This window comes from Leclercia tamurae, from assembly GCF_025566055.1.
Taxonomy (GTDB): Bacteria; Pseudomonadota; Gammaproteobacteria; order Enterobacterales; family Enterobacteriaceae; genus Enterobacter; species Enterobacter tamurae.
Map to the genome: position 1 here is coordinate 490,554 of NZ_JAMHKS010000078.1, position 12,261 is coordinate 502,814.

Here is a 12,261-nt window from a genome sequence, read left to right on the forward strand (position 1 = left end):
GGTTGAATACGTTATGTATATTTAACTCCAGGCAAATACGGATAGCCGGGAAAAATATAGTCGGGCGTGACCGGGGGAATATTGCAAATGTATTAAACAGGCGCTGGTGAATATTATTATTCGCGCCATGGCTTCGTCATAATTAACCATAAAACACTTCAGCTAAACTGATAGTAATATCGGTCGGGAGGCGTCATGTCTTTATCTAAGGTTTCATTATTACTGGCATCATTACTTATTGCCAATACGGCACTCTCTGCACAAACAGAGCCAACGACCGTTGCGGAAGGTATTAATGTCATGAACGCGCAAAAAGTCTCATTTCAGAACGGTACCATCAACATGGCGGCCAATCTCTACCTGCCACCCAATTTCGATAGCGCGAAAAAATACCCGGCGATTGTGGTTTCCCATCCCTGGGGCGGAGTAAAAGAGCAGACGTCGGGTCTGTACGCACAACAGCTGGCGAAGCGCGGATTCATCACCCTGGCCTATGACGCCTCTCACTACGGTGAAAGCGGAGGCTTACCGCGTGACCTCGAATACCCGGCCGACCGGGTGCAGGATATCCGCAGCGCGATTGGCTATCTGAGCAGTCTCCCGCAGGTTGATGCCGCCCGCATCGGAACCCTGGGGATCTGTGCTGGCGGCGGCTATACCCTCCACGAAGCGCAAACCGATCTGCGGGTTAAAGCGGTTGCCGGGGTGGTGACCTATGACATCGGGGATGCCACCCGTAACGGTATTGAAGGATCGCCGGTCTCTGCTGACGACAGGGTGAAATTACTGCAAAGCATCGATGCCCAGTTAAATAAAGAGGCCGCCGGTGCGCCGGTGCGGGTTGAACAACTGCTCCCGGCCCGAAATAGCGTCAATGCCAGTACGCCTGAGTTTGTGCGCGAAGCGACCGAGTATTATCTCACCTCACGCGGCTCGCATCCGAATGCCCGCAACCGCTATGTGGTGACCAGCCCGGGGCTGCATATGGCGTATTATCCGCTCGAGCATATGGCGGATATTTCTCCCCGGCCGGTATTATTGATTGCCGGAGAAAAAGCGGAAACCCGTAAATTTAGCCAGCAGGCTTATGATAATGCCCAACAGCCGAAGGAGTTAACGATTATTCCTGGCGCATCGCATTTTGATTTATATGACAAGCCGCAGTTCGTTAATCCGGTGGTAGAGAAACTCACCGCGTTCTTCAGTAAAAATCTTTAATAACCCGCTTCGTCTTCAATCAGGATATTATTTATGACTTACTCTCTGGGAAATAAAATTGCCTTAGTGACCGGTGCCGCTTCGGGTATTGGCCTTGCCACCGCAAAAGCCTACGCGGCGGCGGGCGCCTCCGTGATGCTGGCTGATATCAATGCCGAGGCGGTGAAGCAGGCCGCGGACTCGCTGGTGGCTTCGGGCTACACCGCCAGAGCGGTTACCTGCAATGCGGCGGATCTGGACGACGTCGCGGCGATGGTGGAGGAGACCGTCGCCACCTTTGGCCGCCTCGATATCGCCTTCAACAACGCTGGGATTCAGAATGTGCTGGCGGAGATCGCCGATGCCACTGCAGAAGATTTCGACCGCGTCACGGCGGTGAACCTGCGTGGCGTCTGGGGCTGCATGAAGTATGAACTGCAGCAGATGCGTAAGCAGGGGAGCGGCGTTATCGTGAACTGCTCTTCGATCGGCGGGATTGTGGGCGGGGCAGAACGCGCTAACTACCATGCCGCCAAGCATGGCGTGCTGGGCCTGACAAAAAGTGCTGCGCTTGAATATGCCGCGCGCAATATTCGCGTCAACGCCGTCTGCCCGGGACTGATCTGGACCCCGATGGTTGACGCTATGGTTGCCGCTGGTCAGAAAGAGGCGCTGGAGGCGATGGTGCAGGGCGTACCTATGCAGCGTCATGGCAAGGCAGAAGAGATTGCAGATGTGGTGCTTTGGCTCTCCAGTGACGCGTCATCCTACGTCACAGGCCAGTCCATCTCGATTGATGGCGGCCTGACCATGCGTTAATGCAGAAGAGGCTTGCGATGAGAGAAAAGCAGGCATCATAGTGATAATGCTACTTCAGCTTTTCCATCCACTCTGAACAAAAATCCAGATACGCCCGCACAAGGTTTGAGGGATGTTTATGGCGGGCGTAGACCAGGTTTAGCGGAAGTTTCTGTGCGGCTATTCCAGGTAAAAGTTGAACCAGATCACCACTTTCCAGCCAGGGCCTGGCTGAAAAATCCAGCAGCTGAGCAATGGCCTTACCACTCAGGGCGTAATGAATTAAGCCTTGAGAATTATTAGTGGTAAAAACAGGCTCGTATTTAACTTTTTCGGTTCCAGAATCCCATTCAAAAAAGCCATGAGTCAGGCTCTCCCAGGCAGCAATTGGCAGCCGCGCCATTTCTGCCAGTGTCTCAGGTGCACCATGATGCGCTACTAATTCGGGGCTTGCGACAAACAACGTTTCCAGGGGCGCAAGGGGTTTAGCGATGACGTCATCCGTGTTCAGGTCGCCCATTCTGAGCGCCACATCCACACCATCTGCAAACAAATCAACGATCCTTTCGCTGGAATGACAAAATACGGTGATATCGGGATAACGTTGCTGAAAATCGATCAGTAAATCCCACCATAACGAGAAATTAGGCGGGACAGACAGACGCAATTTGCCCTGTAATTTATGGACAGAGGTGACTGACTTTTGCGCATCCTCCAGGAGTTCAACACCCAGACGGGCCTGCTCAAAGAACTGTTGCCCTTTATAGGTGGGTTTAACGCCGTGCCGCGAGCGTTCCAGGAGTTGAACGTTCAAGGCCTGCTCAAGCTCATTAATTTTTCGACTTAACGTAGAGATGGGTACCCCTGTTTTGTCGCTCGCCGCAGAAAAGCTTCCGGCATTCATCACCGCGATGAACAATTTCGTTGCATTAAAATCCACTGTTCGTTCCATTTTTGGGAATGGTGTTCCTATTTTTGATGATTCCATTCCATTTTTCAAAGGGTAAAATTCTCAAGTCTGATTTTCTCCAGGATTTAAAAATGAATAACCGCGTCACTAAAATCTTAAACATTCGCTATCCACTTATTCAGGCACCCTTGTATTTCCTGACCAATGCGGAACTGGTTGCTGCGGTGTCAAACGCGGGTGGGCTGGGCACGCTGGGTCCCCACGCCGGGCAAGAAAGCCTGCCCGGCTCGCGCTTTGTGGCGCTGGATCGTATGCGGAAGGAGATCCGAAAAGTTAAAAAACTGACGAATAAACCCTTTGCTGCGACCCTGATTAACGGTCCGGATATGAGCTTCTGGCGGCCCACTGCTGAGACGCTGGTCGAAGAAGGCGTAGAAGTGGTGCTTATCAATGAAGTACTGGATGCAGAGATATTTGAATTCTTTAAAAGCCACGGCATAAAAACCCTTTATCGCGCTTTGACGCCCACTATCGCTAATTCAAAAGAAGCAGAAAAATTAGGGGCCGACATCATCATCGCCACAGGTTTTGACGAAGGTGGGACCGTACCGAGCCGGGTGATTGGCACATTCAGCATCGTTCCCATGATCGTTGATAGTGTGAACGTTCCGGTCATTGCAGCGGGTGGAATAGGTGATGCTCGTGGCGTACGTGCCGCAATGGCTCTGGGGGCAGAAGGGGTCTATGCGGGCACTCTTTTTTTGACTGCGCTTGAAAACCCAGCGGCTGAAAAAGTTAAACGTCTGATTGTCGACTCCACGGCAGAGGATTTGCTGTTGTTCCGCACACTGCCAGCGTATTACCGTAGCTTGCCCACCGATTTGAGTCCAAAGCTGGCAGAGTTAGATGCTCAGAACACGGATCGTGAAACCATGTTTAAGGCAATGAATGGCTATCACTCCCTGTGGCAGGCGATGAGGCTGGGGAATTTTGATCAGGGTGTGGTGTCAACCGGCACAGGTATTTACGTCATCAAATCCATTCGTCCGGCGGCAGACATTGTTTCAGACCTGATGCAGGACTTTTAAGATATACGACCGGGGCGGCGACCCTGAACTTAACTCTCACGGAGCCATAATGATGAATATTGGGATTCTGGGCGCAGGCATGATCGGCAAGCAACTTGCGCTGAAACTCGCTGCAGCCGGCCATGATGTTGCGATCGCCAATACCCGGGGGCCAGAAACGATTGGCCAGGACTTACTGGCAACAGGGGCGAAAGCCGTGACGGCGAAACAGGCGGTAAGCTCCAGAGAGGTTGTCATCGTTTCAATACCGCTGGAACGCATTCCCGATCTGGCTCCCTTATTCAGCGGCGTGTCAGACGAGGTGGTGGTGATTGATACGTCAAACTACTGGCCTTACAGAACCGGGATTATTAAGGCGATCGAAGCCGGGCAGGTCGAGAGTGAGTGGGTCGAAGAGCAACTCGGAAGGCGAGTAGCCAAAGCATGGAACGCGATCATGTTTAGTTCTCTGGAGAACAAAGGACGGCCAGTCGGAGCACCGGACAGGCTCGCCATCCCGGTGGCGGCTGACGTTGAGTATGACCGCAGGATCGCCATGTCGCTGGTGGAGGATACGGGCTTTGACGCCGTGGATGCAGGAACGATTGCTGACTCCTGGCGCCAGCAGCCTGCGGCTCCGGCCTATTGCACCGATCTCACACGTGATGATCTTATACCTGCGTTGCAGGCTGCTGAACGTGCGCGGTTGCCCATCCGGCGCGAACTCTTTTGGGCGGTTATGCAGGAGCGCGCCGATAGCAAGATACCTATCGACCCGGATTACCCGATTCGTCTGAGCCGCCTTATTCAGATGTAAACCTGATTACAGCGCTTAACTGAACAGCCGGTCTGACAGATCGGCATTTAGTGAAAAATGTTAACCATCACCAGTGAAGGGGGCGCAGCAATTTTTTAACAAAACCGCCGTAATGGATTGATTGGATGAAGGCAACCCGATAACATCCACGCTTTCGGATAAAGAAAATGTCGGTTACCGATTCACTTCTCGCTTTCTCTCTCGCGGCACTCTTGCTTACCCTCACCCCTGGCCTGGATACGGCACTCATTCTTCGAACCGCCTGTGCTGAAGGGGGTAAAAAGGCTTTTCAGGCTGCGCTTGGAATTGATGCTGGCTGTTTCGTCTGGGGAGCGCTTGTCGCGCTCGGTCTCGGCGCTCTGATGGCGGTTTCAGCGCTCGCTTATACAGTACTGAAAATCTGCGGGGCGGCTTACCTTTGCTGGCTGGGCGTGCAATTACTGATGCGCCCCCGAACCTCTTTCAGTCAGAACGCGGATGACACGGCTGCCCACGGGAACTGGTTTATCAAAGGGATGCTCGGCAACGTACTCAATCCCAAGATGGGCATTTTTTATGTGTCGTTTCTGCCTCAGTTTATCCCCGCCGGGCATTCACCTGTACTCTGGACATTTATCCTCGTCGGCATTCATGTCCTGATCGGTACCCTGTGGTCAGTCACGCTAATCATCTCCACGCACTTTGCATCCGCTATCCTGAAAAGACCCCGGGTTATCAGCGCCATGGATCGTGCAACCGGGGGACTCTTTTTATGCTTTGCCGCCAGACTGGCGTTCAGCAGCCGATAACGGGCTTTAGAGTCGTAGGCCGGGCAAGCGAAGCGCCCCCGGCATGCCTTCTCTGGAGAACGCCCCGCAAACCCCGGTTTATTCAGCCCCCACCTGTAATACATATCCCTTTCGGGCGGTTTGCCACGCCATCACGGCCAGTCCAAGCGCGATAACCGAGAGCAGCGCGCCCGCCCAGTTAGGGGACGCCAGACCAAAACCGGCGGCAATGGTGGCGCCACCGGCCCAGGCCCCCAGCGCGTTACCGAGGTTGAACATCCCAATATTGACCGACGCCGCCATGGTGGGGGCGCCCGCATGGCTGGCGCGATCCATCACCAGCTTCTGGATCGGCGAAACCGTAGCAAATCCAAAGGCCGCCATCAGGAAAACGCAGGCCGCGGCGACAATCTCATTATCCACGCCCAGCCAGAAGACTAGCAGAACCACGGCTTGCGCGGCCAGGGTAATGAAAAGCGTGCCAAACAGGGAACGGTCTGCGAACCGTCCACCAATCCAGTTTCCGACAGCCAGCCCCAGACCAAACAGCACCATCAGCCAGGCCACACCACTGGCGGAAAAACCGCCTTCCTCGATCATCATTGGCGCGATATAGGTGATAGAGGTGAAAAAGGCCGCCGGACCGAAGACGGTAATGCCCATCACCAGTAGAACCTGGGGATCAATAAAGGCGCGCAGTTCTGTCTTTAGCGCAATGGCCTGACCCTTTTCGATGCGTGGAACCAGCAGCGCGATGCTGGCTATTGTCAGCAGGCCGATAGCGGCGATAAGCCAGAAAACCAGCCGCCAGCTGAAGGTCTGCGCCAGCCAGGTGCCCACTGGCACACCCAGCAGGTTTGCCAGCGTCAGCCCGGAAAACATAAAGGCGATGGCACTGGCCTGACGACCAGGCGCCACCAGCGAGGCGGCGATGATCGAGCCAATGCCAAAAAAGGCTCCGTGATTAAAGGAGGTGATGACCCGGCCCACAACCGCCAGAGTCAACGTAGGGGCAATCGCCGTCAGGATATTCCCGAGGGTGAAGATGAGGGCCAGACCGATTAGCATGGTCTTGCGCGGGATCCTGGCCCCCAATACGGTCATCAGCGGCGCACCGACAAAAACGCCGAGGGCGTAAGAGGTCGCCATCAGCCCGGCGGAGGGGATACCGACCTCAAATTCAGCGGCGATTTGCGGCAGTATTCCTGCGATGACGAATTCAGTCAGACCGATTCCGAATGCGCCGACGGCAAGGGCGAAAAGTGCGATGGGCATGTCAACTCCATTATTTCATTTTGTGGTTAATGTTATTAAGTAAAATCGAGTATATTCATTTTTTTATTCTGTGATCGAGGCTGTATGAGCGAGTTTGATAAAGAAAAAGATGGTATTAAGCAGACCAGGCATAAACCGGCAGAACTCGATGCGATCGACCGAAAAATATTAGGCGCGCTGGCAGAAGACGCCGGGCGTAGCTACGTGGAGTTGAGCGAGATCGTGCATCTCTCAGCTCCGGCGGTTCACGATCGCGTGAAGCGTTTAAAGCGTGATGGGGTAATTAAAAACACCGTGGCGGTGCTGGATGGCTGCAAGCTGGGCCGAACGCTGTTAACGTTTCTGGTCATTGATACCAGCAGCTATCAGGCGACCCGGGCGCTGCTGCAGTTCACCAGCCGCAAAGAGGTCGAGGAGTTGCACACCGTGGCAGGGGACGGCTGCGTGTTGATAAAGGTAAGGGCGGCAGATACCGAATCGCTGGAAAACTTCCTGATGGAAATTCAGAGCGTGGAGGGGGTTCGTTCTGTGCGCAGCTATATCGCGCTGTCCACCTTCCTCGAGCGTGGCCCATCGCCGGATTAAAGGCAGTTATTCTCTTGTTCCAAAACGGTTTGCTTAATTCATGAAAACGCTTAGGCTAGCATCGGATATAGGCTTGCTAATCAAAGGCTAAAAATGAAAACAACAAACCCGGAATATACCGCTGTTGATCTATCTGGTTGGGCAAGAAAGGAGCACTTCGAGGTATTTCAGTCTTTTGCTCAATCGACAATTAACCAAACGGTTCTGGTAGACATTACTGCGCTGTTAAACCATATCAAAAAGGTAGGCTGGAAATTTTACCCAACTATGATTTCCCTCCTGTCTGAAATCGTAAACAGGCATACGGAGTTCCGTATGGCTATGAAGAACAATGAGCTTGTTATATGGAACAGAGTTCATCCAAGCTATACCATTTTCCATAATGAAACCGAGACCTTTTCATCCTTATGGAGTCAATACGATGGCAATATTGAATACTTCCAGACAGTTTATTCGGAAGATATTGCCCGCTACGGAAATAACCTTGCTTATTGGCCTAAAGGAGCGTCGCCGGAAAATGTATTTTTCGTTTCTTCAATTCCCTGGGTGACCTTTACCAACTTTAATATCAACGTTGCTAATATGCAGAACTTCTTTGCCCCCATGTTCACCTTTGGGAAATACTATGAACATGAGGGGAAAGTCTTGTTGCCTCTCGCTATTCAGATACATCACGCCGTGTGCGATGGTTTCCATGTGGCAAGGCTGTTCAATGAGTTACAGGTAATGTGTGACGACATAATCCACCACCCGTCGGGGCTGGCTACTTCACGGTAGCGCTCTTCCGCGCGGTGAACCCGGTCAGCACCACCGCGCTCAGCAGCAAAATAGCGCTCATCGCAAAAGTGCTCTGCCAGCCGATATGGTCAAACACCATTCCGCCTGCCGTGGAGCCCAGCGCGATCGAGAGCTGGATCACCGCCACCATCAGCCCGCCACCGGCTTCTGCATCCTCGGGCAGGGTACGGGCGATCCACGTCCACCATCCCGTTGGCGCCGCCGTGGCCAGCAGACCCCAGAACCCCAACAGCAGGGCAACGATCCAGATGCTGTGCCCGGTCAGAATTAACAGCCCGGCAATGGCGGCCATCAGAAGCGGAATAGCCATTAGCGTCAGGTAGAACCTGGCGTTCAGCAAGAGGGCAACGATCAGCGTGCCAATAAACCCCGCGATACCGATGGTGAGCAGGATCAGCGATAAGCCGGAGGCGCTGACGTGGGTAACGGTTTCCAGGAACGGACGTACATAGGTGAACAGCGCAAACTGACCCATAAAGAACAGGCCGCAGGCCAGCAGACCGGTAGACACCACCGGCAGACGGAACAGGCGAAATACGGTCCCGCGCGAGGTCTGACTTTTATTGCCATGCATATCGGGCAGGCTAAACCACTGCCAGATAAACGCTGCTAACGCCACCGGGACCAGACACAGGAAGGCTCCGCGCCAGCCGATGGTGGCACCAAGATAGCTGCCGAGCGGGGCGGCCACGACCGTCGCCAGGGCGTTACCGCCGTTGAAAATCGCCAGCGCACGGGAGACCTGATGCTGCGGCACCAGGCGAATGGCTGTCGCTGCCGACATGGACCAGAAGCCGCCGATGGCGATCCCAATCAGGGCGCGTCCGGCCATATAGACCAGATAGCTGGAGGCAAACGCAATAATCAGCCCCGACACCGCCATCAAAATCGTCATGCCCAGCAGGAGGGTTTTACGATTCATATTCCCGGCAATATGCGAAAGGCTAAGGCTGGTCAGGACCGCCAGCGCGCCGGAGATGGCAATCCCCTGGCCCGCCAGACCCTCGGTGACGCCCAGATCGCTGGCAATGGGGGTCAGCAGGCTGACCGGCATAAACTCCGATGCAATCAGGACAAATACGCACAGGGTCATGGCAAAAATGCCGCCCCAGTACGCGCGTTCGTTGTTCTGTGTGGTGTGGCTCAGTGTGGACATAATCAGATTTCATGAAGGGAATGAGTAACGCCACCTGCCAGGGACAGGCGGCGTAGAGGGTTATTTCAGGCTGGTTTTGAAGAACTGCTCAAACTGTGCAAACGGGATCTTACCGGCGACATTGTCGTACAGATCGACATGGTTAGCGCCCGGGACAATCACCAGCGCTTTCTGCTTGCTGCCAACGGCTTTGTAGGCATCTTCAGCGAAATAGCGTGAGTGCGCCTTTTCACCGGTGACGATCAGCGTCGGGATGGTGATCTCTTTGGCATAGCTCAGCAGCGGCATATTCATGAACGACAGCGGCATCGTCGCGGTCCATGCGCCGGTGGAGTTCACGGAGCGTTCGTGGAAGCCGCGCGGTACCCGGTAGTAATCAAAGAACTCTTTCAGGACCGGATGCGGATCTGCCGGTAACGCTTCGGGCAGAATGCGGTCAGCCGCGGTCACCTTGCCGTTCTGGTCGACATTAATATCGTGGCCGCCGTGGGCGAAGGTGCCGTTTTCAGCATCTTTCCAGCGCTGCTCGTTCAGATACGCCAGCACGGCATGGCGATCGGCCGCAGAGTAGCGGTCTTTGCCATCGCCCACGCCGTGGCCCATTGCCCGGCTCATGTCGTACATCACGCTGGTGGCGACCGCTTTCACGCGGGTATCCATGGACGCCGCGTTCAGCGCCATCCCGCCCCAGCCGCAGATGCCGAGGATACCGATGCGGTTGCGATCAACCTCTTTCTGTAATCCCAGGAAATCAACCGCGGCGCTAAAGTCCTCGGTGTTGATGTCCGGAGAGGCGACATTCCGCGGCTGGCCGCCACTTTCGCCGGTATAAGAGGGATCGAACGCGAGGGTCACAAATCCTTCTTCCGCCAGGGTCTGGGCATACAGGCCGCTGGACTGCTCTTTAACCGCGCCAAACGGCCCGCTTACCGCAATCGCCGCCAGCTTGCGGTCGCCCCGGTCTTTCGGCAAGTACATATCGGCCACTAAGGTGATCCCGTAGCGGTTCTGGAAGGAGACCTTGCGGTGATCGACCTTGTCGCTTTCGGCAAAGGTCTTGTCCCACTTTGTGATCATCGAAACGGGCGCGTTCGGATTGGTAGTATCTGCGTAACTCATTGTTGTTACTCCACTTAAGGATGCGCACAGCAGCATCGCGGGTATGGCAGCTGTCAGTTTTCGGGTGAATGTTTTCATAAGAGGCACCGGGCTGTGTTGTGTGGAGTCCAGTATAGTTAGCAGTAATAGTGCTGATTAGAGGCCGAATACTGCTAAGATTCATACCATATTGTTATGAATAGGTCTGGGGAGAGGGCGATGGCGAAGCGGGAAAACTATAACGAGCTGTACCTGTTTATGCAGGTGGTGCGGGAGGGCAGCTTCACCGCCGCCGCGCAGCGGCTGGGGCTGGCCCAGTCGGGGATCAGCCGTTCGGTGCGCGACCTGGAAGATCGGCTGGGCGTGCAGCTGCTGGTACGCACCACCCGCAGACTGTCGCTGACCCAGGCCGGGGAGCAGCTCTACCAGACCACCGAGTCCGGGTTTGATGCGCTGGATACCGGGCTCGCCACTCTGGCGCATTATCGCCAGACGCCCTCCGGCACGGTACGCATCAATGCCAGCCAGCACGCCATCGAGAAATGTCTCCTGCCAAAGCTGGCGATATTCAAACAGCGTTACCCGGATATCCGCCTGGAGCTGATGAATGAGAGCCGCTTCGTGGACATCATCGCCGAGCGGTTCGATGCTGGCGTCCGGCTGGGGCCCGAGGTTGGGCAGGGGATGGTCGCGGTACGCATTACGCCCGACATGGAGATGGCGGTGGTCGGTACGCCCGACCACCTCCGCCGCTACGGTTTTCCCCAGATTCCCGCGGATTTAGCGGCCCATCCCTGCATCGCCTATCAGTTTGCCGACGGCGGACTCTATCAGTGGGAGCTGGTTCTGGAGGGAAAAAGCATTACCCATCGCCCTGAAGGACAGTGGACTTTTTCTGACAGCTATATGGAAGCCGAAGCTGCCCGGCTCGGCCTGGGGCTGGCCTATGTGCCAGTCGAGCTGGTGGCGGACGATCTGGCGCGCGGGACGTTGATTCGGGTGTTGCAGCGCTACAGCCTGCGGATGGACGGGCTGTTCCTCTACTATCCGCACCGCAACGTATCACCCGCCCTGAGGGTGGTGATTGATACCCTGAAAATCTGAGAATTTTTTGTAGGCCGGGCAAGCGCAGCGCCCCCGGCAGGCCCTTTCTGGAAGACGCCTCGAAATGCGGTGTTTATGAAGGTGATATGAGGAAAGTATCAGCCAGGCCTCTTTACTTAGACTCAAGCGCTGCAACGATAGTGTCTTCAATTTTCTCCGGAGTAGAGATCGGCGCAAAACGCTTGAGCGGTTTACCGTCGCGTCCAATCAGGAACTTAGTGAAGTTCCACTTGATCCGCCCACCCAACACGCCGGGCAGTTCCGCTTTCAGGTAAGGAAAAACCGGGTGCGTTGCGGGGCCGTTAACCTCCACTTTCCCGAACACAGGTAGTTATTCATCCCAAGCTGATCGAATGGGGATTCATGGAATACGTTGATCGCCAGTGGAAAGAGCGGATCTTCTCAGAAGTGGCGGGTACAAACATGACTAAGATCGGCAAGGTGTTTGCTGATCTACGAGATCAGCTTGGTATCCCGTATCTGGATGATTACGGACAACGGCGGTTACTGCATTCCATTCGTCATAGTGTTTGCTCTTCGGCAATGGCTGGTTGGGTGAAAAACATTCTGCACCTACAGCAAACCGTAGGTCACGAGAAAAGCGGAGGGATCACTAAACGCTATTTGCATACGTTTCCCTTATCCTCAGTTTCTTATGTAATTGATGGTATTGATTGGGAGTGAATAAA

The 12,261-nt window shown here is 54.6% G+C and carries 12 protein-coding genes and 2 pseudogenes; 9 read left to right on the plus strand and 5 right to left on the minus strand.

The features are described from left to right. Window positions 1-195 precede the first annotated feature (195 nt). Window positions 196-1,218, plus strand: coding sequence for an alpha/beta hydrolase (locus M8318_RS22285; protein WP_262664578.1), 1,023 nt, complete (start codon window positions 196-198; stop codon window positions 1,216-1,218). 33 nt (window positions 1,219-1,251) lie between these two features. Further along, window positions 1,252-2,016: an SDR family NAD(P)-dependent oxidoreductase gene (locus tag M8318_RS22290; RefSeq protein ID WP_262664580.1), complete on the plus strand. Its 765-nt coding sequence runs from the start codon at window positions 1,252-1,254 to the stop codon at window positions 2,014-2,016. 49 nt (window positions 2,017-2,065) lie between these two features. Here the strand turns inward: M8318_RS22290 and M8318_RS22295 are convergent, their stop codons facing one another. Further along, on the minus strand, window positions 2,066-2,983 hold the full coding sequence (locus M8318_RS22295) for a LysR family transcriptional regulator (RefSeq protein WP_262664582.1): 918 nt from the start codon (window positions 2,981-2,983) through the stop codon (window positions 2,066-2,068). A 53-nt stretch (window positions 2,984-3,036) separates the two neighbouring features. Between M8318_RS22295 and M8318_RS22300 the strand changes: the two genes are divergently transcribed. The 3 genes from M8318_RS22300 to M8318_RS22310 all read left to right on the plus strand — a co-directional run bounded on the left by M8318_RS22300 (window position 3,037) and on the right by M8318_RS22310 (window position 5,577). Beyond that, complete coding sequence (locus M8318_RS22300) at window positions 3,037-3,993, plus strand: NAD(P)H-dependent flavin oxidoreductase (RefSeq protein ID WP_332019766.1); 957 nt, start codon at window positions 3,037-3,039, stop codon at window positions 3,991-3,993. Window positions 3,994-4,042: 49 nt separating this feature from the next. After that, window positions 4,043-4,789 carry an NADPH-dependent F420 reductase gene (locus M8318_RS22305; RefSeq protein WP_225758901.1) on the plus strand — a complete coding sequence of 249 codons (747 nt, stop codon included), beginning with the start codon at window positions 4,043-4,045 and terminating at the stop codon, window positions 4,787-4,789. A 167-nt stretch (window positions 4,790-4,956) separates the two neighbouring features. Next, window positions 4,957-5,577, plus strand: coding sequence for a LysE family translocator (locus M8318_RS22310; RefSeq protein ID WP_262664585.1), 621 nt, complete (start codon window positions 4,957-4,959; stop codon window positions 5,575-5,577). Window positions 5,578-5,655: 78 nt separating this feature from the next. On the opposite strand, the gene M8318_RS22315 is transcribed toward M8318_RS22310, so the two are convergent. Next, entirely contained in the window at window positions 5,656-6,831 is a 1,176-nt protein-coding gene (locus M8318_RS22315; protein WP_262664587.1) for an MFS transporter, read from the minus strand. A gap of 84 nt (window positions 6,832-6,915) precedes the next feature. Between M8318_RS22315 and M8318_RS22320 the strand changes: the two genes are divergently transcribed. Together M8318_RS22320 and catA are read left to right on the plus strand one after the other, a co-directional pair. Then, window positions 6,916-7,416 (plus strand): Lrp/AsnC family transcriptional regulator, encoded by a 501-nt coding sequence (locus tag M8318_RS22320; protein WP_106993799.1) that lies wholly within the window; start codon window positions 6,916-6,918, stop codon window positions 7,414-7,416. Window positions 7,417-7,509: 93 nt separating this feature from the next. Beyond that, window positions 7,510-8,193 (plus strand): type A chloramphenicol O-acetyltransferase, encoded by a 684-nt coding sequence (gene catA / locus M8318_RS22325; RefSeq protein ID WP_262664589.1) that lies wholly within the window; start codon window positions 7,510-7,512, stop codon window positions 8,191-8,193. Here catA and M8318_RS22330 read toward each other — a convergent pair. Together M8318_RS22330 and M8318_RS22335 are read right to left on the minus strand one after the other, a co-directional pair. Then, complete coding sequence (locus tag M8318_RS22330) at window positions 8,180-9,370, minus strand: MFS transporter (protein ID WP_262664591.1); 1,191 nt, start codon at window positions 9,368-9,370, stop codon at window positions 8,180-8,182. The genes catA and M8318_RS22330 overlap by 14 nt on opposite strands. Window positions 9,371-9,430: 60 nt before the next feature. After that, window positions 9,431-10,567, minus strand: a complete 1,137-nt coding sequence (locus M8318_RS22335) for an alpha/beta hydrolase (protein ID WP_262664594.1) — start codon at window positions 10,565-10,567, stop codon at window positions 9,431-9,433. Between the two features lie 120 nt (window positions 10,568-10,687). On the opposite strand from M8318_RS22335, the gene M8318_RS22340 reads away from it, so the two are divergent. Continuing rightward, window positions 10,688-11,572 carry a LysR family transcriptional regulator gene (locus tag M8318_RS22340; RefSeq protein WP_262664596.1) on the plus strand — a complete coding sequence of 295 codons (885 nt, stop codon included), beginning with the start codon at window positions 10,688-10,690 and terminating at the stop codon, window positions 11,570-11,572. A gap of 112 nt (window positions 11,573-11,684) precedes the next feature. Here M8318_RS22340 and M8318_RS22345 read toward each other — a convergent pair. Further along, window positions 11,685-11,900, minus strand: a pseudogene (locus M8318_RS22345) (glutathione peroxidase); the annotation flags it as partial. Between M8318_RS22345 and M8318_RS22350 the strand changes: the two are divergent. After that, window positions 11,897-12,256, plus strand: a pseudogene (locus M8318_RS22350) (integrase); the annotation flags it as partial. The pseudogenes M8318_RS22345 and M8318_RS22350 sit on opposite strands and share 4 nt — an antisense overlap. Between the last annotated feature and the right edge of the window lie 5 nt (window positions 12,257-12,261).

What these genes read in the sequence shown, in the direction of transcription:
- M8318_RS22285 (WP_262664578.1), top strand. Translation starts at nt 196, where the DNA reads ATGTCTTTATCTAAGGTTTCATTATTACTGGCATCATTACTTATTGCC.
- M8318_RS22290 (WP_262664580.1), top strand. Translation starts at nt 1,252, where the DNA reads ATGACTTACTCTCTGGGAAATAAAATTGCCTTAGTGACCGGTGCCGCT.
- M8318_RS22295 (WP_262664582.1), bottom strand. Translation starts at nt 2,983, where the DNA reads ATGGAATCATCAAAAATAGGAACACCATTCCCAAAAATGGAACGAACA.
- M8318_RS22300 (WP_332019766.1), top strand. Translation starts at nt 3,037, where the DNA reads ATGAATAACCGCGTCACTAAAATCTTAAACATTCGCTATCCACTTATT.
- M8318_RS22305 (WP_225758901.1), top strand. Translation starts at nt 4,043, where the DNA reads ATGATGAATATTGGGATTCTGGGCGCAGGCATGATCGGCAAGCAACTT.
- M8318_RS22310 (WP_262664585.1), top strand. Translation starts at nt 4,957, where the DNA reads ATGTCGGTTACCGATTCACTTCTCGCTTTCTCTCTCGCGGCACTCTTG.
- M8318_RS22315 (WP_262664587.1), bottom strand. Translation starts at nt 6,831, where the DNA reads ATGCCCATCGCACTTTTCGCCCTTGCCGTCGGCGCATTCGGAATCGGT.
- M8318_RS22320 (WP_106993799.1), top strand. Translation starts at nt 6,916, where the DNA reads ATGAGCGAGTTTGATAAAGAAAAAGATGGTATTAAGCAGACCAGGCAT.
- catA (WP_262664589.1), top strand. Translation starts at nt 7,510, where the DNA reads ATGAAAACAACAAACCCGGAATATACCGCTGTTGATCTATCTGGTTGG.
- M8318_RS22330 (WP_262664591.1), bottom strand. Translation starts at nt 9,370, where the DNA reads ATGTCCACACTGAGCCACACCACACAGAACAACGAACGCGCGTACTGG.
- M8318_RS22335 (WP_262664594.1), bottom strand. Translation starts at nt 10,567, where the DNA reads ATGAAAACATTCACCCGAAAACTGACAGCTGCCATACCCGCGATGCTG.
- M8318_RS22340 (WP_262664596.1), top strand. Translation starts at nt 10,688, where the DNA reads ATGGCGAAGCGGGAAAACTATAACGAGCTGTACCTGTTTATGCAGGTG.